Origin of the sequence: Spirosoma arboris, assembly GCF_009754945.1 — a bacterium.
GTDB lineage: Bacteria > Bacteroidota > Bacteroidia > Cytophagales > Spirosomataceae > Spirosoma > Spirosoma arboris.
This window is the reverse complement of the sequence record NZ_WPIN01000001.1, coordinates 230134-256285: the sequence shown is the minus strand read 5'-3', so window position 1 is coordinate 256285 and position 26152 is coordinate 230134. Positions and strand designations below refer to the sequence as shown.

The following is a 26152-nucleotide window of genomic DNA, read 5'->3' as shown; positions in this document are numbered from 1 at the left end:
GCAGTCAGGAGTAGATTTTCAGCCCCTGAAGTACCTCTGCCCGACTCAGTTCACGCACTTGACCGGGTGTCATACCTTCGGCAGTCAGGTTTTCGATAGACCAGCGTACTAAACGGAGAGTGGGAAAACCGACGGCGGCTGTCATTTTACGCACCTGCCGATTTTTACCTTCGTGTAGCGAAATCGACAACCAAGACGTTGGGATATTGGCTCGATAGCGAATAGGTGGATTTCGCTCTGGTAAGCCAGGTTCAGTAATAATTCGAGCATCGGCAGGCAATGTATGGTACGACTTTCCATCTACTGAAATCGTAACACCCTGTTCTAGCTGCTGGCAAGCAGCTTCTGTCAATGCCCCATCAACCTGCACATAATACGTTCGATTATGCCGAAACTTCGGATTCAGCAAGCGGTGATTGAGTTGTTTGTCACTGGTTAGCAACAACAATCCTTCACTATCGGCATCAAGTCGTCCAACGGGATACACATCCGTTGGAAAAGCAAAATCCAAATCAGCCAGCGTTTGTTTGTCGCCCTCTCGTGAAAACTGCGAGAGCATGAGGTAGGGCTTGTAAATGAGGAAATAGTCTGAACCGGGATTCATGCGATTTTATTGATTTCACTGATTTTCTGTTATGGGGCAATTCTCTGAAATCAAGAAAACCTGTTTAATCACCTAAATCCAGGTTCAGACTTACCGGGCAATGATCGGCATGAACTGCATCGGGCAGCATTTGGCAGTCAATGATTTGGTCACGAAGATTGTCAGTAACAGAAGCATAATCAATACGCCAGCCTTTGTTATTGGCCCGCGCACCAGCCCGATAGCTCCACCAGCTATAGGCAACCTCGTCAGGGTGTTTGTACCGAAACGAATCGGTCATGCCGGAACCAAACCATTGGTCCATCCACGTCCGCTCTTCGGGTAAAAAACCAGTTGTGTTTTTGTTACGCACGGGGTCATGAATGTCGATAGCATTGTGGGCTATATTATAATCTCCCACAACAATCAGTTTTGGTCGAGTTTTTTTCAAGTTGTCTATGTAGACATAAAAATCTCTCAGAAACTCCATCTTCACGCCCTGTCGCAATTCACCAGATGTACCGGATGGGAAGTAGCAATTTAATAACGTCAGGTCGTCGAAGTCAGTACGAAGAATGCGACCTTCGCAGTCATAAACGGGCAAACCACAACCGAGCACAACGTTAGTGGGCGCGATTTTGGAAAATGTCGCGACTCCTGAGTAGCCTTTCTTTTCGGCCGCATGCCAGTGGTATTGGTAACCTAGCTGCTCAAACAAAGTTAGGTCCACGACATCGGCGGTGGCTTTGACTTCCTGAAAGCAAATAATATCGAAGTTATTCTGGGCAAGCCAGTCAATCAGACCATTACGGATGGCTGCCCGAATACCGTTAATGTTGTAGGAGATGAGTTGCACTTAGGGATTGTTTACTTCTGAGTCACCACTTTTCTCGACTTCGTCAATGATTTCGTCAATCATAACAATGTCATTTAAATCTTTAGTACGACGAGCCAGTACCTTAGTTTCGCGCAAGTCGTTAATGTGAAGAAAATAGATAATTTGTCCTTCTTTGGCAGTGAATGCTCTGGCCCGTTTACGGCAAGCAAAATAGTCCAGACGCTGATGAACACTCGTTAAGGCATCCATTGGAATGTCATGAATACGAATCATTTGTGGCTGGGTAAAGTCAGTCTCACGCATATGCTGAACCTGATCTTCCTCATAACCAAATGTCAAAAGCGATTCAATAAAACGATCTCTATTTTCATTAGTTGGTTCAAGCCAAAGATCAGCATCCTGCGTGAAACGTACCGCTCCATTAAGGATCATAGCCAAACCACCGATGAGAATATATTGTAATTTGTTCGTATCAGCAGCTATTACAAACTCTAGAAATTCCGAATTTTCTACATCCATGATGGCCGCGTAATTGTAATATTTTTGGGCAGTTTTGGTGGATCGCCTACTAAGCCATAATACATCCGACGCAGTTTGATAAACACTCGCCATCGCTCCTCAGGAGTCATAGCAATTTGCTCCCTTACTTGATCTTCATGGGGACCATTTAAGTCATCATAGAATGTAATTCGTCGTTTCCTTTCCATATCATATGTTATTAATGGGCAATGCAGTAGTAATCGGTAGGCATTGCCCATTATAAAGTTTTCTATAACTGTCCCGGCACCAATTCCTCTTTAGCAGATGAAGTCCGTTTGTTATCCGTAAAGAGCAGCACGAATACAACCAGTACCACAGCCGCAATACCTGCTGGAACAAGCCAGAAATTAGTCCAGTTAACGGTGTCTCCCACCTTAAACATAGCTTTCACCACACCAGAAAGATAAGAACCTATTCCCATGCCTATACCGTACGTTGCTAGTGAAATTAGTCCCTGCGCCGATGATTTGATCTTTTCACCTGCCTTGTTGTCTGTATAAATCTGGCCCGTTACAAAGAAGAAATCGTAACAAACGCCGTGCAGAACAATGGCAAGATATAACATCCACTCTCCTGACCCTCCATCACCATAACCAAAGCAAATAAACCGAACAATCCAGGCAATCAGACCCACGATTAGCATTTTCTTAACACCCAGGCGAGTGTATGCCAGTGGTATCAACAACATGAAAATTACTTCTGATGCCTGCCCCAGAGACATTTTATTCTCAACATTCTGCATCCCTCCATCCGTAAGAGAAGAGTTGGCCATCGCGTAATAGAACGAAAGGGGAATGCAGATCAGCACCGACGACAGAAAGAAAATAGCGAACGAGCGATCTTTAAACAATTTAAAGGCGTCAAGTCCCAAAACCTGCGAGAATGATGTAGATGTTGTCGCCTTGGGAGGTGTACTAGGCAGAAAAAAAGAGAAAACACCAAGCGCGATGGCCGAGTACATAGACAATTGAAAAATAGTCACTTTATCACCAAACCCATAGTAACCAACTATATTATTAACGACAATCCATGAGACGGTACCCAACACGCGAATACCTGGAAATTCTTTTTCAGGGCTCGTCATCTGCTGCATCGCAATAGACGACGAGAGTGCCAGCGTCGGAGCAAACGTTAGGCAGTAAACCAAGAGTATCCAGAAGAACTGATCTGCATCATTAATCTGGATGAGAAAATAGAGAATTACTGCTCCTAGCAAATTCAGTATGCCTAAAACTTTCTGAGCAGCAAAATAACGGTCTGCAATCATCCCTACGAAGAAAGGAGCGACAAGCATTGCAATCGAAAAAGTTGAAAAAGCAGCTCCCTGCTGGATAGGGGTGGCATGAAGTTCCGTTTCAAGATACTTTGTCACTTGTCCGTACCATGCTCCCCAAACAAAAAATTGGAGGAACATCATGACAGAAAGTTTAACGCGGGTTGTTGACAGCATTGTAGGTTTGCGATTTAAAGTTTAAGCCGATGAAGGTAGAAAACACTCGTCAGGCTTGCAAGCCGATTGACCGCGAAAGTTGCCGATTGTGCAGTAACCCATTTAAATCTGTTCCTGTATTCGGATTATTGCCGGACCGATCAGACGGTGACCCGGTGTAGTAAACACCTACCCAATTCCTTATCTTTGACACTGTTTCTTACTAAACTAGTACATGAAAAAACAACTGATTACCCTCGTTGCCCTTGTGGCGATTCCGGCTATCTCCTTTGCGCAAACAGCCGACGAAATCATTAATAAGAACATTGCCGCACTAGGCGGAGCCGATAAAATAGCTGCCGTTAAGACGGTTCAGTACGACCAGAGCATGAGTATTATGGGTATGGATATGACTGCAAAATCAACAATTGTTGTTGGTCAGGCTTTACGTAACGATATGTCGGTTATGGGTCAACAGATTACGCAGGTTATCGATGGTGATAAGGGCTGGGCTATAAACCCAATGCAAGGGGGTTCGGCTCCACAGGCTATGCCTGACGATCAGGTAAAACTGCAAAAAGGAAATACCTATTTAGTTGGCACTGACTTAGCTACCGCCAAAGCTCAAAAGTATCCTACTGAGCTGGTTGGTAAGGAAAGTTTGAATGGAAAAGATGTTTACAATCTCAAAGTAACGCGACCAGAAGGCGTAGCCAACTATTATGTAGATGCAACCACCTATCAAGTAACTGGCATGAAAGCAACGGTTAATGTGCAGGGCCAATCGGGTGAGGTTAAAATGCAGTACGGCGGCTACAAAACAGTTGAAGGTTTAACCATTCCTTCAACGATAGAACTCAATAGTCCAGCAATGCCAGGCGCTATAACGATGACGATCTCGAACATGGTATTTAATCCTAAAGTAGATCCGTCAATCTTTGCCATGCCTAAATAGCATTTTTGAATTTTCGTATTGACAGGAGACGCCATTAAAGCGTCTCCTTTTTTATTGACCGAATATTCATTTGCAAATCTTCGCCTTTACCACAGTAAATACCGATATTTGAGAATCATACAACCTATGCTCCATGAAATTTCCCTCTTTACTCAGAATCACTGCTCTGCCTGTTGCACTCACTCTAAGCGCAATAGTTACTCAGGCTCAGTCGACTACAAGCCCGGCGCTCAGTGGCTTTGTTCCAGCCCGACAGGCTGCACAGGTCAAAATCGAAACCGAGTTTAAGACCAAACAGTCATCAGCCGCGTTTAAAAATCACCTCGAAAAACTGAGCAGTGTACCACACATTACCGGCACAAAAGAAAATGAGCAGGTAAGGGATTACATCGCCGAAACCATGCGGAAGGCAGGCTGGCAGGTGGACATCTATCCGCACGATGTACTCTTACCTAAAGGCCCCGGCGAGATTGCTGTTGAACTCGTCGAGCCTATTCGACAACCCCTGAATACCAGAGAGTTTCTGTTTAAGGAGGATAAATACAGCAGTGACCCACGACTAACTCCTGGCTACAACGCCTGGTCGGGCTCGGGCGATGTAACGGCCGAAGTCGTGTATGCCAATTATGGTCGCAAAGAAGACTTTGAGCAGTTGAAGGCCATGGGCATATCCGTAAAAGGCAAAATCGTACTGGCCAGATACGGTGGTAACTTCCGGGGCTATAAAGCCCAGTTTGCACAGGCTGACGGCGCCATTGGTGTTATCATTTTTACGGACCCTGCCGACTCTGGCTACATGCGCGGCCTTACCTTTCCCGAAGGTCCGTATTACAGTGAAAGTGTGATCCAACGGGGTTCTCTACTAACAACGCCTTATACCGGTGACCCGCTCACGCCCGGTGAAGCAGCCCTTCCAATGGATGCTAAAAACACGCCCAAACGACTTGATCAGAATGCCGTTGGGCTGCACAAAATTCCGGTAACACCTCTCCCCTACGGTTCCGCTACCGAGATTTTGAAACGCATGACGGGTGCTAAAGCCGTTCCGGCAGGCTGGCAGGGTGGTTTACCCTATACCTATCGGCTGGAAGGTGGCAAAGAATTAAAAGTACGGTTGATGGTGAAGCAGGAAAAAACCATTCAGCGGATTTATCAGGTAGTTGGCACGCTGACCGGAGCCGAGTTTCCCGATGAATGGATCATTGCTGGTTGCCACTACGATGCCTGGTCATACGGCGCTACCGACCCTAATTCAGGTACGGCTATGCTGCTGAGCATGACCGAGTCAATGGGTAAATTAGCAAAAGCCGGACAACGCCCTCGGCGTACGATTAAAGTGTGTCACTGGGACGCCGAAGAACCGGGCGTAATTGGCTCAGCAGAATGGAGCGAGCAGTTTCGCGACGAATTGACTCAAAAGGCCGTCGCCTACATGAATTACGATGCCGCTGTATCGGGCCGAACTTTCGGAGCCAGCGCGTCGCCATCCATGAAAAAGCTGATTATTGAGGCCACTCAGTCGGTTCAATATCCAGATTCGAACAAGACTGTTTTTCAACACTGGATGGGCCATAAAGCCGCAGGTAATCCTACCCGTGTTACTGGTTCATCGGCTCCAGCGATGGCAGTTGGCGAGCCAACGATTGGTAACCTCGGTGGTGGCTCCGACCACATTGCGCCTTATATGCACATCGGCATTCCATCGTTGAGCGCGGGTATGGAAGGGCCAACGCTCTATCACTCCCAATACGACGATCTCTATTTCTACGACAAATTCGCTGACCCGACGTACAAAATGGGGCCAATGATGGAACAGGTGGTTGGCACTATGACACTCCGGCTAGCGAATGCGGATCTCGTACCATATGATATAGCCCGTTATCCCGCCGATCTGGAAGTTCATTTGAAAGCCGCCGAAAAAGCAATTCAGGCGTATGCACCTACCTATTCGATTTCGCCCCTGCTCAGCGCCGTTGCCGATATGAAAAAAAATGCAGACGCGTGCGAAATGGCTCGGCAGAATTATTTAAAAACAGGCCGCACCGATAAACTAGTAGAGTTGAATAAAGAGCTGCGTTTGCTGGAGCGGTCATTTATCGATCCAAAAGGAAATGCATTTGGTGGTTGGTACAAATCGCTCTACGCATCTTCAGACCCGAACAGTGGTTATGCGTCCTGGATGTTGCCGGGATTATTGTACGAAGCTTCACTGAAATCGACAGCAAACTTACCTGACCTGGAAGTTCGCTACAAAAAAGCGATTCAGACATTGAGCGATAAACTACTAGTGCTCTCCCAAGGCATGGGTACACCAGCCTCGGTAGGTAGCGGGAATAAATAATGTATAATATAGGATGCATAATGTATGTTATTCTAATTTCACCTACATTATACATCCTATATTATAAATAACACATTATCTTTTACTTTTAAGTCTACGAAACCAGGCATTGACTTCGTAAATGGCAGGCTTTTTGTTAAGCGATCTTCATATAAATGACTACTGTGCGACAAGATGAATCCTTTAATCAGGTTGCGTATACTTCAAATTTGTTTATTCTGGAGTTATAGCTATTTTCTACAAGCCCAATCTATAACGACTACTAATCAGAAGGCCGTATCCTCTGTTGAGCCTATTGCCACTTCCTGGGCCGACATGACTGTACGGATAATGACGAAAGCCCCGAAAAACACGCCAACCTATGGGTCGCGGGCTATAGGCTATTTAGGCCTCACGATGTATGAAACCGTTGTGTACGCATCGAAAAAACATCGGTCTGTGATACGAATGTTGTCGGACACGCTTTCATTGCCTAAACCCGATCCTAACAAAATCTATTGTTGGGAATTGGCACTTAATGCCGGGCAAGCTTATATGCTTAAAGCATTATACGCATACACTGAAAAAACACAGCATATCGACTCATTGGCTAATGCTATCCATCAACGCTATACTGCCCAGGTTAGCCCGGAGGTTGCCGAACGTTCTGAACAATATGGGAAAGCCATAGCTACGAAAATTTATGAATGGTCGAAGAGCGATGGTGGGCATGAAGGCTATCTTCGTAATTTCCCCAAAGACTATAAACGACCTGAAGGTATGGGACTGTGGGTGCCGCCAGTAATTGGGCAATCAAATACGAAAATACCGATGCATCCAACCTGGGGTCAAAATCGCACATTTTCTCTGCGCAATAGTCAATTGCCATTGCCGAAACCCCTGGCGTATTCTACTGATACAACCAGCCAATATTATATTCACTACAAAGAAGTATTTGATCGAAAAAAATCTTTGACGGAAGCAGACCGAGCCATTGTAATGTGGTGGGGCGACGACCCAACCGAGACCTGTTCTCCTCCGGGCCATTCCTATAATCTGGCGACCATTGCGATCCGAAACAGTCATGCAGATTTGGTAAAATCTGCTGAAACGTATGCTCGTGTGGGTATGGCTGTAGCCGATGCTTTTATCTGCTGCTGGAAAACCAAATTCACTTACATGGTTGAGCGTCCCTCCTCTTTTATCGAAAAAAAAATCGCGGCAAAATGGCATGGCTGGCTTCCTTTCTTTCTGGAACCGCCCTTTCCTTCTTTTTATTCAGGCCATGCGGTCCAATCGGCGGCTACAGCTACGGTCCTTACCGAATTATATGGCCCCAGTTTTTCATTCACCGATAATACGCACGCGAATCGCCCCAATATGATTTATTATGTTCAGGGCGAATTACCTAATAAGCCCAACCCTACCAATTATGCCGACTATTACCCAAGCACTACGAAACATGAGCTAAAATATGAAGTCCGGCACTATAAATCGTTTTGGGCTGCTGCCCAAGAGTGTGCTGACTCGCGACTGATGGGAGGGATTCATACCCGTCACGACAATGAAGTAGGACTGGTCGAAGGCACTAAGATAGGACGTAACATTAACTCACTTCGGTGGCATTGAAAAGATAGAGACTGGCAACTTTTCCTACAACTTATAATGATCTCGTTTGTGAAATTTAATTGCTATCCTGTTCGATCATAAGCAAACCAAGTCGGATTAATTCACGTCGTTCAATTATAGAATCGGGATGGTTAAGATTTAATATTTTGATTGTTGCTCGGCCAATATCAGTTTTGGCAATTAGTAATCCTGTTAGTTCAGCCCTAAAATGCTCACGCCATAAATCACGTCGTGGGTTATAAAAGCGCACTGACTGATCATTGTCATCTAAAAAAGTCGCGACATCAGATCCTTTATTTAGGTTGCAAATTGAACAGGCAAACGCCAGATTATCTGCCGCCGTTTCTCCTCCATGTTTCATACTAACGACATGGTCGATATGAAACGCAAAGAATGAACGGTCGGCAGGAAGGCAACAATACTCACAACAAAATTTAGCACGCTGAGCCACCAAATCACGCAATACTTCAGGAATGTATCGACTCATGATACTACTCTACCAGATTGCGCACGAATTTTGGCTAAACGCATAAGTCGCTCCAAAACAATATAATGATCTAGTTCATCCTTTTCGGCTTTGGTCAACTTGTCATCTGCTGATTTCTCTGCCAGTTCTTCGAAACGTATCTGCATATCAGCCGATGCCTTCATGGACAGAACTTTAGCTGGATCTAAAGTAGCCAGGAGATCAGCTACTTGATCATATACCGAGTAAATCGTCATTGTGTACGTGTGTGTGTATATTTACGAATATACAATTTCTATGGCGTTTTAGCCCTACACAGCCTTAGCCGTTGGCTTGGCATGTTCAGGTTTCAGCACAACAACATCACGCACGGCACCACCGGCGTTGAGCTTCTCTACCATTTTATCTAACAAAGGTGTAGCCCAGTCGGGAATGTATTTATCGGTGGTTTGAATCAACACTTTCGGGAAGTCATACAAAGCGCGCCCCAAGCCGAACTGTACGGCGCAGCGTTTCATAGCATCACTGATACCACCTTTCACTGGCTCCACGCTGGTACGGCTGGCTCCGTCGGTTTTCCGAATCATTTCGCCACCGGGCAAAATAGCGGTGATGGTGCAAAGAAAACCACCATCAATTTCCTTGATTTCATTCTGCCAGCCTGCCCAGCCAAACTGGTCGTCGAACCGCTGCATAACGCAACGATTGGTGATGTACGGCACCACGATGATCTTCTGACCATCTTTGGTCTGACTTTGCACCCGCCACTCAATTTCCTGCACAGTGAGCGGGGCGGTTAATACGTTTAGGTCCATTTTCGTTGTTGTTTACTTGTTTACAATGATGCGCCAGTAGATCTGTATAGTTCATTTTAGGCGAAATAGCCACAGTGAACTATACCGAATTATTACTGCTCATAATTTTTTAGATAAAATGCTTCCAGGGTCTCATACCATTTATTAATCTGTACTTTAACCTGAATATTCCTTTTTTTATTGTTGCTTATCCAAACACCAGCACTAACAAAAATCGCGGATAGGTGACTTGCAAGCTGGGCGTCGATAGTATCCCAATCCAACTCCTCGTACAGAAATTTGCCTAGACCGTCTTTCTCCGTTTTATCTTTCAGTTTTGTGACACTATTGGCCAAGTCTGTCCAGCCGTTTTTTTGTACGTAATCTTGAATGGCTGTCAACTCCTCGAATGTTATTTTTTTATCGTTTGGATTGTTCCCTTCAAACACTCTGTGGATAGATAGTGAGCGAGTCGAATCAAGCCTCCAACAAAATTCCTTAGCTTTCCCACCCAAAGTGAAATCTTCATACCAACCGCTGTGCTGATTGTCGGTTTTTTGCAAAGAAATTGGATTCATTGTTTCAATAGGTTTACCAATGAGTTTTCTTTTACTTTGATTTTTCTTCAACTTGATCGACTTTCCGAAAGCCCACAAAGCCCTGTCTAACTCCCAGTAATTTGCACCTGTTATAGTCAGCTTTTCTATAAAAAAATCTCTATACTTACTATATTCGGACCATTTATTAGGGGCTATTCTTGGCACTTTTTCCCCATCAGTCATTATAGAGCAATAAGCTCGATAAACGTGCTGGTCGTAGAGTGGGTATACTTTAGGGTAAAAACAATGCATCACAAACATAGTCCAGATAAATTCAAAACCAGATTTGTTGCATAGCTCTTCAACTATAGTAGGGTTCTCGTTAGTAAATTGGTCCGGTACTTGAGCGCGAATAAATTCTTGATTATTCGTAATGTATTGCCAAGTATCGTACCCCACTGGCGCATCTAACTTCCAGCGATTTGTAAATTCATAATGATTACCTGATTGATCAATATAGGCATTACCGTAAACCGACACTCGTAGTGAACCAGTTTTCCAGGCACCCATGATTGAGAACTTTTCATTGAAGTCCTTACCCTCGATAACCAACTCCTGATAGACTGAAACGGGATAAATAAGATCCTCAAAATTATCCAACCAAACCGCTATGTTTTTATCGTCCCATTTCATCGATTTGAAGTTTACTCAGATAACTGTCGCATATATCTCAATTCTTCAACACCAAAGTTCATTTTCAGCTGTATTATATCGAAACGCGCTTTCCACACTCATCAATAATATATTGAGGATAAAGGGCTTTGTTGATAGCAACAAATCAGCATAGTTCAGCAGATTCACTCCATCATTTTCAGCAACTCGTTCAATTTCAACAAAGCCTCGATAGGTGTCAGACGGTTCACGTCGATGGCTCGTAATTTTTCCTTGATCGCTTCTGTTTTTGGGTCACCGGATTCAATGATGCGTAAAGCTAGTTCCCGTTCCTGTGGCACAGCCTGCCGAATATTTTCCTTGTTCGTTTCCCGATTGTGCGACGACTCCAGTTGCTTTAAAATCTCATTGGCACGGCTCACGATCTGAGCAGGCATACCAGCCATTTGTGCTACGTGAATCCCGAAACTGTGTTCAGAGCCACCTTCTTTCAGCTTCCGCAGAAAAATCACTTTGTTGCCCAGTTCTTTTACGGCTACGTTGTAGTTTTTGATACGCGGATTATCAGTAGCTAAATCGTTCAGTTCGTGATAATGAGTGGCAAATAAGGTTTTAGGCCGACAGTCGGTTTTGGTATGTAGGTATTCAGCAATAGACCAGGCAATCGAAACGCCATCGTAAGTGCTCGTACCCCGTCCGATTTCGTCCATCAAGATAAGGCTTCGTTCGCTGAGGTTGTTCAGGATACTGGCCGTTTCGGTCATTTCGACCATGAACGTACTTTCTCCTCGCGAGAGGTTGTCGCTGGCTCCAACACGCGTAAAGATCTTGTCGACAAGGCCAATTTCCGCCGAGGATGCTGGCACAAAACTCCCCGATTGGGCCATGAGTACAATCAAGGCTGTTTGCCGCAATAAAGCTGATTTCCCGGCCATATTCGGTCCAGTAATGATAATGATCTGCTGCGTTTCGTCGTCCAGATAAATATCGTTCGGAATGTAGTGTTCGCCAGGTGGCAATTGCTGTTCGATCACTGCATGCCGACCATCTTTAATATTCAGAACTTTGCTTTCATTGATCTGTGGCCGAACGTATTTATTCTTCACTGCGATACGTGCAAACGACGACAATACATCGAGTACCGACAACACGCGCGCATTTTGTTGAATAGCACCAACATACTCACCAGCGGCCAAAACCAGCTCGTTAAACATCCGGGCTTCGATCTGAAAAATCTGCTCTTCTGCGTTCAGAATTTTGTCTTCATATTCTTTCAGCTCGGGCGTGATATAGCGTTCGGCATTCACCAGTGTCTGCTTCCGAATCCAATCCTCAGGCACACGGTTTTTATGGGCGTGCGTTACTTCCAGATAATAACCGAACACCTTGTTGTAGGCCACTTTGAGCGAGCTAATACCGGTCCGTTGCACTTCGCGTTCCTGCAATTGCAACAAATAATCTTTGCCTGCGTAAGCAATCGTTGTTAGTTCGTCTAGCTCTGCATTAATGCCAGATTTAATCATCCCGCCCTGGTTCGAGAGGGCTGGCGGATCTTCGCGCAATTCGGTTTCGATACGATCGAGCAGAAAAGAGACCGAATTAAGCTGGTCGGCATATTTCTTCAATGACGGCGATTCAGTCTGGCTCAGAGCCGTTATAAGCAGTTCCTTTATGGGTAGTACATGTTGCAGCGACCGTTTGAGTTGTAGCAGCTCACGAGGGCTAATTCTACGAACGGCCACTTTCGAAACCAGCCGTTCAAGATCGCCAATTTGCCGCAGGTGGCCAACCATCGCATCGGCCAGATCAATATCTGAAACGAGCAAATCAACCATATTAAGTCGCTCATCGATCAGGGCTTTTTCTTTTAGGGGAAGATTCAGCCATTTTCGTAACAAGCGAGCGCCCATAGGCGTAACCGTCTGGTCAAGAATCTGAATCAGCGGAACGCCCCCCTCCTGCTGCGCAGCTGTCAGTTCGAGGTTGCGAATCGTGAAGCGATCAAGCCAGACATAACGGTCTTCTTCAAGCCTGGTGACACGCGTAATATGCTGAAGATCTTTGTGTTCAGTTTCGTTCAGGTAATGTAGAATTACCCCGGCAGCAATGATACCATCGGGCAGACCTTCAATACCAAACCCTTTCAGCGAGGTTGTCTGAAAGTGTTGTTTCAAGAAATTATAGCCGAAATCATACGTAAATGCCCAGTCTTCGAGGGTGTAGGTATGAAACTTGTCGCCAAACAATACGCCAAACTCTTGCCGGTTACGTTTGCAATAGAGTACTTCCGACGGATTGAAACTTTGCAGCAGTTTATCGACATAGGCAGAATTCCCCTGCGATGCCAAAAACTCGCCTGTCGAAATATCTAGAAACGACACGCCAAACTGATCCTCTCCCTTGCCAAAATGAACAGCTGCGAGGTAGTTGTTGCGCCGGGTGTCGAGTACGTTATCGTTAAATGAAACGCCGGGGGTAACCAATTCTGTAACCCCCCGCCGAACAATCCCTTTAGCCAGCGCAGGGTCTTCTAACTGATCGCAGATAGCTACACGTTCACCTGCCCGAACCAGTTTTGGTAAATGTGTATCGAGTGAGTGATGCGGAAAACCAGCCAATTCTTCGTTCGACCCACCGTTGTTCCGTTTGGTAAGTGTAATACCTAAAATCTTGCTAGCCCGAACGGCGTCTTCCCCAAAGGTTTCGTAAAAATCTCCGACGCGGAAGAGCAACAACGCACCCGGATATTTGGCTTTAATCTGGTTATATTGGCGGTTGAGAGGAGTTTCGTTTTTTTTCGTTTGTGGCTTTGCTGCGGTGGCTGTCTTCACTGATTTCTGTTGGATTGTCGTAAACAAAAATAGTGTTTTTTGGCGAAAATCTGGCTATTTTCCACCCGTAATTACAGGTACTTGCTGCTAAATCAACTCTCTTTTTATGGTTCCCCAATCTGAACTTACCCTCCCATTGAAGGTTAGCTTTAACCCAATCATTCGGACCTACTTGTTGCTGTACATATCCTTCTTTCTGTTCATTTCAGTCATCGGCATTTTACTCCTCCCAATCTGGTTTTTGGGTGTGGGGCAGTGGTGGAGTCGCCACTATTTTCATAATCTCGAATGCGAATTATCGGAGCGTTCCCTTCGCTTCAAAAAAGGCATTCTGATACAGGTAGAGAAAACGATTCCGCTCGAAAACATTCAGGACGTTACCTTTGTGGCCGGTCCGCTGCTTCGGTATTTTGATCTTTGCATCTTAAAATTTGAAACCGCCGGACAAAGTCCCAATCAGGCGCACGATATGGAACTTATTGGTATTATCGATGCTCAGAACTTCCGCACGCACATTATTGAACAACGTCAAAAATTGATCGCTACCCGAAGCAGCCAACAACCAGTGGATACAGATCACGCTATTCTCACTGAAATTCGTGACACCCTCCGCGACATTCGGCAATTATTACAGGATAATTTGAAACGGCCCAATGTGTAAAATCCTAACTAGATCAAAACACCAGCCTAATTAGCTTTTCTCCGGAAAACGACTTTGGGTGAAGAGGCTCTAGAATTATCACTATAGACCGAATGGTTTTCTTTTAAAAATTGTTAGACTGTATCTTTTGGCACTTGTCAGCTCATACCCAAGGGTAGAACAAAAGGTGGTTTTGCCTGTTTCTATTCGGCTGAACAATCCTCCAAATAGACTGATAATCAGCACACGCCAAGACAAATAATAGCCTATTAAACCATAAATCGCGGGGCTTTGAACCCCGGCAGAGATGAGCAAACACGGACGAATTCTGGTCGCCATGAGTGGCGGCATTGACTCTTCATTGGCAGCAGTTTTGCTTCACGAAGAGGGCTACGAGGTCATTGGAATGACCATGAAAACCTGGGATTATGCATCCTCAGGTGGTACCAAAAAAGAAACCGGCTGTTGCAGCCTCGACAGCATTAACGACGCCCGCAACATTGCCGTCAGCCTCGGCTTCCCCCATTATATTCTGGACATTCGGGAAGAATTCGGAGATGCTGTTATCGACCATTTCACGGGCGAATACCTCGAAGGCCGGACGCCTAACCCCTGTGTTATGTGCAATACTCATATCAAATGGGATGCCTTACTCCGTCGGGCTGACCGACTTGATTGTGAATCCATTGCCACGGGACATTATGCGCATATACGCACAGAGAACGGTGGTACGGCATCCCGGAGACATATTCTTTCCAAAGGCATTGATTCGCTGAAAGATCAATCTTATGTATTGTGGGGTGTATCGCAGGAGAGTTTGAGCCGAACAAAACTGCCGCTGGGTCATTTGCGCAAATCCGAAATTCGTGAGATGGCTAAAGAAAGGGGCTTTATGGAACTGGTTACTAAATCAGAATCATACGAGATCTGTTTTGTGCCCGATAATGATTATCGTGGATTTCTGAAGCGACGCATGCCGGGTCTGGAAGCCGAAGTAGCCGGTGGAAATTTCGTTATGGAAGGTTCCGGGAAAGTCCTCGGCAAACACCAAGGCTATCCGTTCTATACCATCGGCCAACGAAAAGGGCTGGGGATGGCTTTCGGTCAACCAATGTTCGTCACTGAAATCCGGAAAGACACCAATGAAGTCGTCTTGGGTGTAGATAAAGATCTGTTCCGCGACGGCATGATTGTGAGTAAATTAAACCTACAGAAGTACGACCATATTGATGGACCACTCGAAACCGTAACGAAAGTGCGGTACAAAGATCCCGGAACACCAGCAATCATTTCACAAACCGGAGACAAAATCGAAGTGTTGTTTAATGAAGGCGTATCGGCCATTGCCCCAGGGCAAGCTGCCGTTTTCTACGAAGGAGACGACGTAATTGGCGGGGGCTGGATCATGAAAAGCTTCCGTCAAAGCGATCGTTCTTTCGATTCGACTCTTCAGATCAGTTCAGAAGTTCTCCAATAAAAATTCGTTTAGACACAGAGACACAAAGTACACCGAGAAAAGCATAAAACTTTGTGTACTTTGCGTCTTTGTGTCTAAATAAAACCCTTTGCGAATCGACTATCTCCCTAAGACTTTTCATGAAAAAAAACCTTTTGCTTATTGGCTTTGCTGTAGCGATAACCAGTCAGCTTTTTGCCCAATCATCCCCTTCCGTTGCCGTTCCCAAAGGTCATCCGAACCCGAGCGGTCCTGGCTGGAAACCGCTCTTCGCCAGTGATCTTTCCGATGCTGGTTTCCCAAAAGGTGTCTGGACAATAGAAGATGGGGTTTTAACAGCCTCGGCAGACAAAACCATCTGGACGGCTGTGCCCTATGATGATTTCGTACTGGATTTATTTTTCAAAACAGCGGATGGTACCAATAGTGGCGTGGTTGTCCATGCCAGCGATACCACCAATTGGATTCCGAATTCGGTAGAGATTCAGATTGCCGACGACCACGCAAAAAAATGGGCCGATTCGCCTACCAACTGGCAATGTGGTGCTTTTTTTGGCCATCAGGCTGCAACTAAACAACAAGTTGTTAAGAAGCCCGAAGAGTGGAATCGCTATACCATCACCTGTCAGGGAAAGATGATTTATGTGGTGCTTAACAACCAGTTAGTCAATACGATTGATCTGACAAAGTTCACCTCGGCCAAAACCAACCCAGATGGTTCACCTGTACCCGAATGGCTCAGCAAACCACCCGCCGATTTACCACTTCATGGCTATATTGGCTTACAGGGCAAGCACGCTGGAGCTCCTATTTATTTCAGAAATCTGAAAATTAAACCATTGTAAGTAGCGTGTACATCCTGTCCATGTTACGTAACTATTATGCAAACCGAACTCCTCACTCGTCACAGTCGCTCCCTACCCGAGTTACGTTTTTCGCTCAATCTGTTGTATGTGGGTCGATTTCTGTTAGGCATGAATGCGTCTTCTGCTACCAACGATGAGGGCCTTGATGCATTCGATGAACGAATTGAAGAGGTAACGGACGAACTAGTTTCTACAGAACTACTCCATGAAGCGGCTGTACTTGCCGGGGATATTTTACCGACAGTAAATCCAGACGGCGAAATTTAAACTCTATTTTCTAATGCCTGATGCATCTTCCGCCCTTTCGTGGGCGGCGCTTTTCGATATGGATGGTGTGTTAATCGACAACACTGACTTTCATGTTAATGCCTGGTTGCAATTTGCTCAACATCATAATCGTCCACTGACGAAGGATCAATACGTTGAAAACATCAATGGGCGAGTATCCGCCGATTCAATGGCGTATGTATTTCAACGCCCTATTTCACCTGGTGAGCTGATTGTCCTGACAGAGGAAAAAGAAGCGATTTACCGTGAATTGTACCGTCCACATCTACAGCCTGCGCCGGGTCTGTTGGATTTCCTGGGTGCCTTAAAAGCTCAGGGTGTTAAGCTGGCAGTGGGTACATCAGCTCCAGAGAGCAATGTTCGATTTACATTGGATGGGCTTCCACTGAGACCTTATTTCGATGCGATTGTCGATTCCAGCATGATTCATAAGGGCAAACCTGATCCCGAAATTTATCTGACGGCTGCCGCACGAGTCGGTGTAGAAGCAGCTCGATGTGTTGTGTTCGAGGATGCCTTTGCCGGTATTGAAGCGGGTATTCGGGCAGGCATGAAGGTTATTGCTTTAGCAACGACGCATACCCGAAACGAATTAGTGGATACGGGCGCGTCCTTGATCGTTGACGATTTCACGCAGCTGACAGTGGAGGCTGTATCGGCGTTGATTCAGCCAGTTTAGCCACAAAGTTTTGTTGACTTGCCGTACCTTTGCATTGAATGATGGACAAGCTTGTCTTTTTTCGACTGGATTTTACAAGATAGTTTACTGACTAAAATCCTGTAGAAAAATCGTAGTTATCCTGCGGCAAAAGACCTTGTCCTTCTTACTTCGTAAATCGTAATCCGTACATAGTACATGTCTTTAATACCAGCCCGAGAGGGCTTTTTCTTTCCTCCCGAGTGGCATCCACACGTAGCTACCTGGCTCAGTTGGCCCCATACAGAAGCATCCTGGACCTACGAGCGGCAGGAGTTAATGTTTCCGGCTTATATCGATTTTATCAAAGCCATTGCCGAAAGTGAGCAGGTATGTATCAATGCGCATAATGAGCTAGTAATCCAGGCAGCCAAGTTACGATTACTAGCTGCGGGTGCCGATATGAGTCGCATTACGCTCCTGCCCCACCCTACCAACGATTCGTGGTGTCGCGATCATGGGCCAGCGTTTCTGATTAATCCAGAGAAAAAAGAGCGTATGATTGTGAATTGGGGATACAACGCTTGGGGAGGAAAATATCCACCTTATGATCGCGACGACCTGATTCCAGTAGAAATTGCCCATTATCGAGGCCTGGACTATGTTACGCCAGGAATTATCATGGAAGGTGGTTCGGTGGAGTTCAATGGAGCAGGCACCGTGTTGACCAGCCGGGCCTGTTTGCTCAATCAGAACCGCAATGCTCACTTAACGCAGGCGCAAATCGAGCAATATCTGTGTGATTATTACGGTGTTCAGCAGGTGCTTTGGGTGGAAGAGGGCATTGTTGGTGACGATACTGACGGCCATATTGACGATACCGTTCGGTTTGTCAACGAAGACACGGTCATTGCCGCTTACGAATCGAACCCGAACGACGCCAATTACCCATTCCTGCAGGAAATTCATCAGGAATTGAGAGAAATGCGGCTCTTGAACGGCAAACAACTCAACATCGTCGAGCTACCTATGCCCGACCCTGTTGAAAGCGATGGCTTACGATTGCCTGCTTCCTATGCTAATTTTCTGATTACGAATGGATCGGTCATTGTCCCCACATTCCGATGCGATAAAGATCAGCAAGCGTTAGACATCATCGGCACCTGCTTTCCCGACCGTAAAATTGTTGGTATTGATTCCACCGATATTGTCTGGGGTCTGGGCAGTTTTCATTGCCTGAGTCAGCAGGAACCAAGTATCTGAACCAGGATTTATTTGATTTAACTGATTTTCTTGATTTTGTCAAATCAGGTTAATTGGTTGAATTTCTAGTAAAATCATGTGGTTCAGTTAAATCAAATAAATCCCGGTTCAAACAATGTACAATAATAAAACCTTCCGTTCGATTACGAATACCAGCAATGGCGAAGTGAGTGGCGATACGCTTTTTCAGTATCATCAGGATGGCCAGATTGTGTGGGCTGAGTATAGCGGAGGCAGTATCGCGAAAGGTTTTCTGATTGCTAAGTTGTTGGATAGCAATTGTCTGGATATGCGTTATCAGCACGTCAATACACAGGGCGAACTAATGACCGGGCGTTGCCATTCCACACCAGAACAGCTACCTGATGGACGCATCCGCCTTCACGAACGCTGGCAATGGACAAGTGGCGACAATTCATCGGGCGAATCAATTGTTGAAGAAGTCGCCGGATGAATTGACAAAATCACGCGAATCATAGATCATGCGAATCATTTTAATCCTGATAATCCTGGTTGAGATAATCGGCTGTGCTCCCCAACCAACACTCACCGCCGAATTAGTACCTCGGTCGCTACGAGCGGTGAATCTGGAAGAAACCATCAGTCGGCGGGATGAATTGATGATGGCATATTCGTTAACCAGCTACGATGCCAAAAATAAGCCGGTGGCCGTTGTTAATGGCGGCTGGGGCGTTGAGACATTTAAGAAAGATGAACAACTTGACTTGCAAACGGGCCAGACGAATGAAGGTAGCCCAGTAGAACACGGCCCTGCTAAACCGATTAGTTTGCCACTCCCCCGAAATGGGCGGATTGTAGCATCGGTGGTATTGATTGAGGTCGATGATTATATCCAGGCCAGACAAACGATTGCGAAGATCCAGAAAATCCATAATATAGTCGCCCTTCCAATCGGGTTGTTATTGACTGCTACCGAAGTACTGACCCCACTGAAATACGTGTCTGCCGGGTTGGTTGCTTCGGGGATTGGACTACAACTCGTAGACAAACTGGACGATGATGATTTGCTGGGGCAAAGCTCGGTTGACCTTCGTGAAGCCGATTTACGTCAGAAGAAACAAAAGCTTGTCCATGTCCCGGCAGTGTTTACCGGGCAAAATATGAAAGACGCCTTCGACTATCGGCTGGAGTATGACATTCTATTGAAAACCGTTAAAATTCAACCAGTTCGCCAATAAGCGATTCTGCCCATTCGTTCCCAATACAGAGCGAATGTTTTTTCTATTGTATCTGTTTTACCAATACGTCCAAAATTACCTTTACTAGACGCTATGCGCCATTTAACAGGCGGTTTTTTGCTGGCCATTCTTGTAACAGCCTGTAAAACAGCCACACCGGTTGTTCAGCAAACGCCCCCGAAACCAGTTATTCTGACCCTGGGTAACAAAGCCTTTACGACCGATGATTTCTTTCAGTCGTTCACCAAAAATCAGTTATCCTCTGATTCGGCTCAACGAACCGATGTCAAAGGATACTTTGACCTTTATACAAATCTCAAACTGAAAGTACTGGCTGCCGAAACCGAAGGCCGCGATACAACGGAGGCTTTTCGGGAGGAAATGAACACCTACCGGAAACAACTGGCGCAGTCGTATCTGATCGACAAAGTACTGGTTGAATCGCTCACAGCCGAGGCCTATCAGCGCATGCAGGAAGATGTCAATGCGTCGCACATCCTGCTATCAGTCTCTGAAGATGCCCTGCCCGCCGATACGCTTAAAGCCTACGAAACGGCGCTTGCCCTACGGAAGCAAGCGCTGGCTGGAGAGGATTTTGCCAAATTGGCCACGAATCATTCACAAGATGTCGCGACAGCACAAAACGGTGGAAACCTAGGCTATATCACAGCGTTTGGCGTTGTTTATCCACTCGAAACAGCGGCTTACACAACGCCAGTTGGTGGCATTTCGCAACCTGTCCGGACACGTTTTGGCTATCACCTCGTAAAAGTTAACAATCGCCGGCCAAGTCGGGGGCGCATTCGTGTGGCACATATTCTGGTCCGAATGAGTCCGAGTGCCGATGAAGCAGGTCAAAAAATGGCGCAGGAACGCATTGACGCGGCTTATGCCCGTTTACAAAAAGGAGAATCGTTCGAACTGGTTTGTCGCGAAATCTCTGATGATGCAACCTCGAAAACAAACGGGGGCGTTTTACCATTGTCTACACCCGACCGCCCCTGGGTTCCGGCTTTTGAAGATGCCGCTTTTACTTTGACCAAACCCGGTGACTACTCAAAACCCGTTCGAACTAACTACGGCTGGCACATTATCAAGCTTATTGAACGCAAAGGGCTGGAGCCTTACGCAACGATGGCGGCTTCTCTCCACCAGCGTGTTACAACCGATAGCCGGGCTGAAGTATTGCGGCAAGCTACCATCCATAAGCTTCGAAAAGAATATACTGTTCAGGAAGATAAATCCATCCTGGAGAATGCATTAGCGAAAGCCGACAGTAGTTTGCTTCGAGGACAATGGCGGTACACAGAACCGCTCGAACCGACCTTGCAAAACAAGCCTATTGTTACAATTTCGGGGCAATCATCTACAGTCAACGATTTCTTCGCCTATGTCCGCCAACGGCAACAGCCCCCACGAAATCCAGCACTAGCTACAACACCCAGTGTACCACCAGCAACACCCGTACAGGGTTCGCCAGTTGTTGCCATGCATCGCTTATTTGACCGATTTGTGGGTGATCGCCTGATTGCCACCGAAGAAGCGAACCTGGACAAAAAATCAAGTGAATTTCGGTCGTTAATGATCGAAATTCGTGATGGTGTGTTGCTGTCGCAGGCAATGGAGCAGAATGTCTGGGAACGGTCGATGGTCGATTCGATTGGCCAGCGCCAGTATTTTGAGCAACATAAAGACAGTTATCGCCTACCTGAACGCGCCGTTGCTACGCTTGTTCTCGCTCAAAACGATAGCCTTCTAAAACAGGCAACTAGTGCACTCAGTGGCAAGCCGCCCTATCAACTTCGACGGTCGGCGGCTTCCGTTTCGTTTGATAAAAACCAGACCGCGCTAACGCAAAATCTGCGCGAAACGCTATTCGATATACTGGTCGTGATGGGCCATAACCCCGACTATGTTATTGAGGTAACTGGTTCACATGACCCTACTGAACGCGATTCGGTTTCGGCCAATCGAATTCGAAATGTGGTGGGTTATTTACAAAAAAATGGCATCTCTCTGAGCCGAATCATGGAAAAAGATTATCAGGGCGCACGACCGGGTGTATCCAAAGATGCCCAGCGAAACGTGACCTTTCAATATTTTAGCAATGCAAAGGACGATGTACTCAAAACGATCAACAGCAAATATCCGGTAACCGCTGGCATGCCGCCTGCGCTATCAATTACCGAAGGCACTTTTGCGCAGGGAACTAACCCATACCTTGATTCAATTGACCAATGGAAAGTGGGCACAACGACCCTGCATCGCGACAACAAAGCGATTGCTATAATCATCAGCCGAATCGAACCACCTCGTGCCAAAACATTTGCCGAAGCGCGTGGTACAGTGATCAACGAATATCAGGCCATGCTTGAAAAACAGTGGCTTGCCCAGCTTCGGCAAACGTATCCGGTAAAAGTGAACGAGGCTGAAATTCAGAAGTTAGTAAAGTAGGAATTGGTGGAGTTAGTGAAGTGGTGAAGTAGAAATTGGTGGGGTTAGGTTGACCACAACACTCATTTCACTAACTCCACCTACTGAACCAATCCCCAATTCCATTTAAAATTTCTTAAAACACAAACCGCTTGTCGTTCTGTGTGTATCTTTGACAATATGAAAAAAGTAATCAGCAGTGTGCTCTTTATTTTGGTTGGTTGCCTTCTGACGGCACCTACCTTTGGTCAGGGCCAGGGCATTAGCCTGAACAAGATCATCGCGAAAGTGGACAATTATTATGTGCTGCGTTCGGATCTTGATGAAGCTACCCAATCTTACGTTGGCCAAAATCAGACACCTCCGCAAAAATGTCAGTTGCTGGAAAGTCTCGTTATCAACAAAATGATGCTGGCCAAAGCCGAAATTGACTCGGTTGTAGTTGACGACAAAATCGTAGACAGCGAACTTGACTCCCGAATGCAGTACATGGTGCAGCAGTTCGGCTCCGAAAAAAGTATCGTTGAAGCCTATGGCAAAAGCCTGGAAATGCTCAAAAGCGAGCTGCGGACACAGGTAAAAGAGCAGAAGATTGTTCAGAAAATGCAGCAGAAAATTACGACCGACGTGAAAGTGACTCCCCGCGATGTTCGTAAATTCTTCGATGCAATTCCCAAAGACAGCCTTCCGTATATGCCTGCCGATGTAGAAGTAGGTCAGATTGTTCGATTTGCTAAACCTACGAAAGAACAAAAAGATGCTCTTCGTCAACGGTTACTGGACATCAAACACCGGATTGAGAAAGGCGAAGATTTTGCAAAACTGGCGAAAGAATACTCCGAAGACGTTGGTTCGGGGGAAAAAGGGGGTGATTTAGGCTTTGCCAAACGAGGTGTCATGGTCGCTCCTTTTGAAGGCGCAGCTCTGAAACTGAAACCAAATGAGATGTCGGATGTAGTAGAATCTGATTTCGGTTTGCACTTAATTCAATTGCTGGAAACGCGCGGAGCTGAATACCACGCCCGGCACATTCTGCTCCGTCCCGACTACAACCGCCTGGATCTGAGTGGACCAACGCACTACTTAGACAGTCTTAAGAATCTTATTCAAATCGATTCGCTGAAATTCGACAAAGCGGCTCACGACTATTCGGAAGACAAAAACACCGCCGATGCTGGTGGTTTATTGCGTGATCCTCAGTCGGGTAGTAGCCGAATGGCAATGGACGGTTCGATGGAATACGCCATGTTCCAAATGCTCGATACAATGCAGGTAGGTAAGATTTCGTCTCCTCTACCGTATCGTACTGAAGACGGCAAAAGCGCGGTACGATTATTGTATTTTAAGACGAAGGTTCCGCCACATACGGCCGACTTTACGAAAGATTTCGAAAAATTGCAGACAATTGTGCTTCAGAACAAAAAGAACCGCGCCATTGATGACTGGTTTAAAAAGTCAGTTGCCGATGTATACATCACGGTTGACCCTGAATTCCACAGTTGCCGAATATTTGGGACAACTCAAAATAGTGCAGCCAATCTCAGCGGAGGAGGCAATTAAAATTAATGAAGAGTGAAGAATGAAAAGTGAAGAATAATGCTTTGTTTTATTCTTCACTTTTCATTCTTCACTCTTCATTCTTTTCATCATTCTTAATTAAAAAACTGTGCCTTACTCATCAGACGTCGCGGCTGCAGAAGCCCTCACCAACTCTTACCAAAAACTCAAAAACGAAATCTCTAAAGTTGTAATTGGTCAGGACGAAACCGTTCGCCTATTGCTAACGGCGATCTTCTGTCAGGGACACTGTTTGTTAGTTGGTGTACCTGGTTTGGCCAAAACGCTGCTGATTCAGACGATTGCCGGAGCGCTGGATTTAGATTTCAACCGGATTCAGTTCACACCTGACCTGATGCCATCGGATATTCTGGGTTCAGAAACACTTGATCAGGAACGCAACTTCAAGTTCATCAAAGGACCCATTTTTGCCAATATTATCCTGGCCGATGAAATCAACCGGACACCCCCTAAAACACAGGCGGCTCTGCTGGAAGCCATGCAGGAATATTCGGTCACGATTGCTGGTCAGAAATACGGTTTGGGACGACCTTTTTTCGTACTGGCTACCCAGAACCCTATTGAGCAGGAAGGTACCTATCCACTGCCTGAAGCGCAATTAGACCGCTTCATGTTCAATATTTATCTGGATTACCCATCCTACCAATCCGAAGTCGACATTGTAAAAAGTACCACGTCTGATCTGAAATATGAAGTTCAGCGGGTGATTACAGGCGAAGAAATCCGTGAGTTTCAGCACTTGGTACGCCGGGTTCCAGTGGTAGACAATGTCGTAGAATATGCCGTTAAGCTCGTTCATAAAACTCGTCCCAATACCGAAATGGCCGCTTCTGACGCCAATCAATATTTGGAATGGGGCGCTGGCCCACGGGCATCGCAGGCGCTTATTCTGGCTGCAAAGTGTAACGCATTGCTGACGGGTAAATATTCACCCGATATTGAAGATGTTCGGGCTGTAGCCTTGCCAATTCTGCGTCACCGTGTTGTCCGGAATTTTAAGGCAGAAGCCGAAGGAATTTCGGTTGAACAGTTGATCAAGAGACTGCTCTAATACGAACACTCTTTATTGAATTCATAGCAAAAATGCCCGGTACAGCTAAGTATCGGGCATTTTTAGTATAGATGACTATTATGGCACTGAGATCTAGGCTCCAGGTTCGGCGTAGTATTCATTACAGTCAACGATTACCCTTTCAAACGCCACAGTTCATTATCCCGCAACCTAATATGAACAACCTGATCTACTTGTATATCAGTACGAGAGGTTAACAGACGCAGCGATACATAGCGAGAAACGGCTACGTCAAGTTCATAATGGCTCCCTTTGAAATACACAGCCCGAACTGTGACTGGCATACCCGTATCGTCTAGTTTAAGCTGTTCCGGGCGCAGGCAAATCAAAGATTCTGGATTATCGGATTCAGGCAAATCAAGCAGGGATAAATATTTTGCTTTGAGAATATTGACCAGCCCTGTCATCCGGGCAGCATAGGCTGTAACAGGCTGATGATAAACAGCTACGGGTGTACCCAACTGAATAAGTTTTCCATCGCGCAGAATGCCCAGTGTATCAGCAATAGAGAGCGCGTCTGTCGCATCGTGTGTCACAAACAAACAGGACGTCTGCTCATGCCGAACCAGATCGAACAGTAAGTCACGAACGATGAGTCGGTTGGGCAAATCGAGGTGACTGAACGGTTCATCGAGTAATAACACGGCTGGTTTGTCGGCAATGGCACGAGCGATGGCTGTCCGCTGCTTTTCTCCACCCGATACCTGACGCGGGATACGATCCTGCACATCCGTCAGGCGACACAGTTTCAATAGTTCATTGACTCGAAAGTCGCGGTAACTTTTCTCGAAAAAGCGTAGTGCGTAGGCGATGTTTTCCCGCACCGATACATTCGGCATCAGCTGGTATTCCTGATGAACCAGGCGAATGTCTTTATGACCTGGCACTAACACCTCAGAAGGGCCCAGCACTCGTTCGTCGTTGAGTCGAACCTCGCCCGTATCGGCATCCGTTAAACCTGCCAGCAAATTCAGTAGTGTACTTTTACCCGATCCACTAGCCCCTACAAGGGCCATAATCTGACCCGGTTCGAGCGTGATGGATACGTTCCGAACGGCCGGAACAGTGTTGTACACTTTAACGAGTTTTTTGGCAGTAAGCATGAGTAGAGCCGCCCGTCCCGA

At 46.1% G+C, this 26152-nt stretch carries 25 protein-coding genes; 14 read left to right on the top strand and 11 right to left on the bottom strand.

What is annotated here, in order from left to right:
• Positions 1 to 4 precede the first annotated feature (4 nt).
• From GO755_RS01085 to GO755_RS01065, 5 genes are all read right to left on the bottom strand, one after another.
• Positions 5 to 604, bottom strand: coding sequence for a pseudouridine synthase (locus GO755_RS01085; RefSeq protein WP_157582721.1), 600 nt, complete (start codon positions 602 to 604; stop codon positions 5 to 7).
• A 64-nt stretch (positions 605 to 668) separates the two neighbouring features.
• Entirely contained in the window at positions 669 to 1439 is a 771-nt protein-coding gene (locus tag GO755_RS01080; RefSeq protein WP_317165773.1) for an exodeoxyribonuclease III, read from the bottom strand.
• The gene (locus GO755_RS01075; protein ID WP_157582720.1) at positions 1440 to 1940 is read right to left on the bottom strand and encodes a DUF6036 family nucleotidyltransferase; all 501 of its coding nucleotides are present in this window, start codon (positions 1938 to 1940) and stop codon (positions 1440 to 1442) included.
• On the bottom strand, positions 1931 to 2128 hold the full coding sequence (locus GO755_RS01070; RefSeq protein ID WP_157582719.1) for a hypothetical protein: 198 nt from the start codon (positions 2126 to 2128) through the stop codon (positions 1931 to 1933). Before GO755_RS01070 ends, GO755_RS01075 begins: the two co-directional genes overlap by 10 nt.
• Positions 2129 to 2190: 62 nt before the next feature.
• Positions 2191 to 3411 carry a nucleoside permease gene (locus GO755_RS01065; RefSeq protein WP_157582718.1) on the bottom strand — a complete coding sequence of 407 codons (1221 nt, stop codon included), beginning with the start codon at positions 3409 to 3411 and terminating at the stop codon, positions 2191 to 2193.
• Between the two features lie 214 nt (positions 3412 to 3625).
• Between GO755_RS01065 and GO755_RS01060 the strand changes: the two genes are divergently transcribed.
• From GO755_RS01060 to GO755_RS01050, 3 genes are all read left to right on the top strand, one after another.
• The gene (locus tag GO755_RS01060) at positions 3626 to 4345 is read left to right on the top strand and encodes a LolA-like protein (protein ID WP_157582717.1); all 720 of its coding nucleotides are present in this window, start codon (positions 3626 to 3628) and stop codon (positions 4343 to 4345) included.
• A gap of 133 nt (positions 4346 to 4478) precedes the next feature.
• Positions 4479 to 6686, top strand: a complete 2208-nt coding sequence (locus tag GO755_RS01055) for a M28 family peptidase (RefSeq protein ID WP_157582716.1) — start codon at positions 4479 to 4481, stop codon at positions 6684 to 6686.
• Positions 6687 to 6860: 174 nt separating this feature from the next.
• Complete coding sequence (locus tag GO755_RS01050) at positions 6861 to 8294, top strand: vanadium-dependent haloperoxidase (protein WP_157582715.1); 1434 nt, start codon at positions 6861 to 6863, stop codon at positions 8292 to 8294.
• Positions 8295 to 8349: 55 nt separating this feature from the next.
• Here the strand turns inward: GO755_RS01050 and GO755_RS01045 are convergent, their stop codons facing one another.
• The 5 genes from GO755_RS01045 to mutS all read right to left on the bottom strand — a co-directional run bounded on the left by GO755_RS01045 (position 8350) and on the right by mutS (position 13596).
• Positions 8350 to 8781, bottom strand: coding sequence for an HNH endonuclease (locus tag GO755_RS01045; RefSeq protein ID WP_157582714.1), 432 nt, complete (start codon positions 8779 to 8781; stop codon positions 8350 to 8352).
• Positions 8778 to 9017, bottom strand: coding sequence for a hypothetical protein (locus GO755_RS01040; RefSeq protein ID WP_157582713.1), 240 nt, complete (start codon positions 9015 to 9017; stop codon positions 8778 to 8780). The genes GO755_RS01045 and GO755_RS01040 overlap by 4 nt, the downstream gene beginning before the upstream one ends.
• Positions 9018 to 9071: 54 nt before the next feature.
• Entirely contained in the window at positions 9072 to 9575 is a 504-nt protein-coding gene (locus tag GO755_RS01035) for a Rad52/Rad22 family DNA repair protein (protein WP_157582712.1), read from the bottom strand.
• A 92-nt stretch (positions 9576 to 9667) separates the two neighbouring features.
• Positions 9668 to 10786 (bottom strand): hypothetical protein, encoded by a 1119-nt coding sequence (locus GO755_RS01030; protein WP_157582711.1) that lies wholly within the window; start codon positions 10784 to 10786, stop codon positions 9668 to 9670.
• 164 nt (positions 10787 to 10950) lie between these two features.
• The gene (gene mutS / locus GO755_RS01025; protein WP_317165789.1) at positions 10951 to 13596 is read right to left on the bottom strand and encodes a DNA mismatch repair protein MutS; all 2646 of its coding nucleotides are present in this window, start codon (positions 13594 to 13596) and stop codon (positions 10951 to 10953) included.
• 106 nt (positions 13597 to 13702) lie between these two features.
• Here mutS and GO755_RS01020 point away from each other — a divergent pair, with 106 nt between their 5' ends.
• From GO755_RS01020 to GO755_RS00970, 11 genes are all read left to right on the top strand, one after another.
• Positions 13703 to 14257 carry a PH domain-containing protein gene (locus GO755_RS01020; RefSeq protein ID WP_157582709.1) on the top strand — a complete coding sequence of 185 codons (555 nt, stop codon included), beginning with the start codon at positions 13703 to 13705 and terminating at the stop codon, positions 14255 to 14257.
• A gap of 286 nt (positions 14258 to 14543) precedes the next feature.
• The gene (mnmA, locus tag GO755_RS01015) at positions 14544 to 15713 is read left to right on the top strand and encodes a tRNA 2-thiouridine(34) synthase MnmA (RefSeq protein ID WP_157582708.1); all 1170 of its coding nucleotides are present in this window, start codon (positions 14544 to 14546) and stop codon (positions 15711 to 15713) included.
• 119 nt (positions 15714 to 15832) lie between these two features.
• Complete coding sequence (locus tag GO755_RS01010; protein WP_157582707.1) at positions 15833 to 16537, top strand: 3-keto-disaccharide hydrolase; 705 nt, start codon at positions 15833 to 15835, stop codon at positions 16535 to 16537.
• A gap of 36 nt (positions 16538 to 16573) precedes the next feature.
• Positions 16574 to 16825 (top strand): hypothetical protein, encoded by a 252-nt coding sequence (locus GO755_RS01005; protein WP_157582706.1) that lies wholly within the window; start codon positions 16574 to 16576, stop codon positions 16823 to 16825.
• Between the two features lie 13 nt (positions 16826 to 16838).
• A complete protein-coding gene (locus GO755_RS01000) occupies positions 16839 to 17525 on the top strand; it encodes an HAD family hydrolase (protein WP_157582705.1) in 687 nt (228 codons plus the stop codon).
• Positions 17526 to 17702: 177 nt separating this feature from the next.
• Positions 17703 to 18746 carry an agmatine deiminase family protein gene (locus GO755_RS00995; protein WP_157582704.1) on the top strand — a complete coding sequence of 348 codons (1044 nt, stop codon included), beginning with the start codon at positions 17703 to 17705 and terminating at the stop codon, positions 18744 to 18746.
• A 115-nt stretch (positions 18747 to 18861) separates the two neighbouring features.
• Positions 18862 to 19200, top strand: coding sequence for a n-acetylglutamate synthase (locus tag GO755_RS00990; RefSeq protein ID WP_157582703.1), 339 nt, complete (start codon positions 18862 to 18864; stop codon positions 19198 to 19200).
• 28 nt (positions 19201 to 19228) lie between these two features.
• Positions 19229 to 19945: a hypothetical protein gene (locus GO755_RS00985; protein ID WP_157582702.1), complete on the top strand. Its 717-nt coding sequence runs from the start codon at positions 19229 to 19231 to the stop codon at positions 19943 to 19945.
• A gap of 93 nt (positions 19946 to 20038) precedes the next feature.
• A complete protein-coding gene (locus GO755_RS00980; protein ID WP_157582701.1) occupies positions 20039 to 22399 on the top strand; it encodes a peptidylprolyl isomerase in 2361 nt (786 codons plus the stop codon).
• Between the two features lie 159 nt (positions 22400 to 22558).
• A complete protein-coding gene (locus tag GO755_RS00975; RefSeq protein WP_157582700.1) occupies positions 22559 to 23938 on the top strand; it encodes a peptidylprolyl isomerase in 1380 nt (459 codons plus the stop codon).
• Positions 23939 to 24044: 106 nt separating this feature from the next.
• A complete protein-coding gene (locus tag GO755_RS00970; RefSeq protein WP_317165771.1) occupies positions 24045 to 25007 on the top strand; it encodes an AAA family ATPase in 963 nt (320 codons plus the stop codon).
• 134 nt (positions 25008 to 25141) lie between these two features.
• Here the strand turns inward: GO755_RS00970 and GO755_RS00965 are convergent, their stop codons facing one another.
• Positions 25142 to 26131 carry an ABC transporter ATP-binding protein gene (locus tag GO755_RS00965; RefSeq protein ID WP_157582699.1) on the bottom strand — a complete coding sequence of 330 codons (990 nt, stop codon included), beginning with the start codon at positions 26129 to 26131 and terminating at the stop codon, positions 25142 to 25144.
• Positions 26132 to 26152: the final 21 nt, after the last annotated feature.

Bases quoted from the DNA above. Each gene is read 5' to 3' on its own strand.
- GO755_RS01085 (WP_157582721.1), bottom strand. From the start codon at position 604: ATGAATCCCGGTTCAGACTATTTCCTCATTTACAAGCCCTACCTCATG.
- GO755_RS01075 (WP_157582720.1), bottom strand. From the start codon at position 1,940: ATGGATGTAGAAAATTCGGAATTTCTAGAGTTTGTAATAGCTGCTGAT.
- GO755_RS01070 (WP_157582719.1), bottom strand. From the start codon at position 2,128: ATGGAAAGGAAACGACGAATTACATTCTATGATGACTTAAATGGTCCC.
- GO755_RS01065 (WP_157582718.1), bottom strand. From the start codon at position 3,411: ATGCTGTCAACAACCCGCGTTAAACTTTCTGTCATGATGTTCCTCCAA.
- GO755_RS01060 (WP_157582717.1), top strand. From the start codon at position 3,626: ATGAAAAAACAACTGATTACCCTCGTTGCCCTTGTGGCGATTCCGGCT.
- GO755_RS01055 (WP_157582716.1), top strand. From the start codon at position 4,479: ATGAAATTTCCCTCTTTACTCAGAATCACTGCTCTGCCTGTTGCACTC.
- GO755_RS01050 (WP_157582715.1), top strand. From the start codon at position 6,861: ATGAATCCTTTAATCAGGTTGCGTATACTTCAAATTTGTTTATTCTGG.
- GO755_RS01045 (WP_157582714.1), bottom strand. From the start codon at position 8,781: ATGAGTCGATACATTCCTGAAGTATTGCGTGATTTGGTGGCTCAGCGT.
- GO755_RS01040 (WP_157582713.1), bottom strand. From the start codon at position 9,017: ATGACGATTTACTCGGTATATGATCAAGTAGCTGATCTCCTGGCTACT.
- GO755_RS01035 (WP_157582712.1), bottom strand. From the start codon at position 9,575: ATGGACCTAAACGTATTAACCGCCCCGCTCACTGTGCAGGAAATTGAG.
- GO755_RS01030 (WP_157582711.1), bottom strand. From the start codon at position 10,786: ATGAAATGGGACGATAAAAACATAGCGGTTTGGTTGGATAATTTTGAG.
- GO755_RS01020 (WP_157582709.1), top strand. From the start codon at position 13,703: ATGGTTCCCCAATCTGAACTTACCCTCCCATTGAAGGTTAGCTTTAAC.
- mnmA (WP_157582708.1), top strand. From the start codon at position 14,544: ATGAGCAAACACGGACGAATTCTGGTCGCCATGAGTGGCGGCATTGAC.
- GO755_RS01010 (WP_157582707.1), top strand. From the start codon at position 15,833: ATGAAAAAAAACCTTTTGCTTATTGGCTTTGCTGTAGCGATAACCAGT.
- GO755_RS01005 (WP_157582706.1), top strand. From the start codon at position 16,574: ATGCAAACCGAACTCCTCACTCGTCACAGTCGCTCCCTACCCGAGTTA.
- GO755_RS01000 (WP_157582705.1), top strand. From the start codon at position 16,839: ATGCCTGATGCATCTTCCGCCCTTTCGTGGGCGGCGCTTTTCGATATG.
- GO755_RS00995 (WP_157582704.1), top strand. From the start codon at position 17,703: ATGTCTTTAATACCAGCCCGAGAGGGCTTTTTCTTTCCTCCCGAGTGG.
- GO755_RS00990 (WP_157582703.1), top strand. From the start codon at position 18,862: ATGTACAATAATAAAACCTTCCGTTCGATTACGAATACCAGCAATGGC.
- GO755_RS00985 (WP_157582702.1), top strand. From the start codon at position 19,229: ATGCGAATCATTTTAATCCTGATAATCCTGGTTGAGATAATCGGCTGT.
- GO755_RS00980 (WP_157582701.1), top strand. From the start codon at position 20,039: ATGCGCCATTTAACAGGCGGTTTTTTGCTGGCCATTCTTGTAACAGCC.
- GO755_RS00975 (WP_157582700.1), top strand. From the start codon at position 22,559: ATGAAAAAAGTAATCAGCAGTGTGCTCTTTATTTTGGTTGGTTGCCTT.
- GO755_RS00965 (WP_157582699.1), bottom strand. From the start codon at position 26,131: ATGCTTACTGCCAAAAAACTCGTTAAAGTGTACAACACTGTTCCGGCC.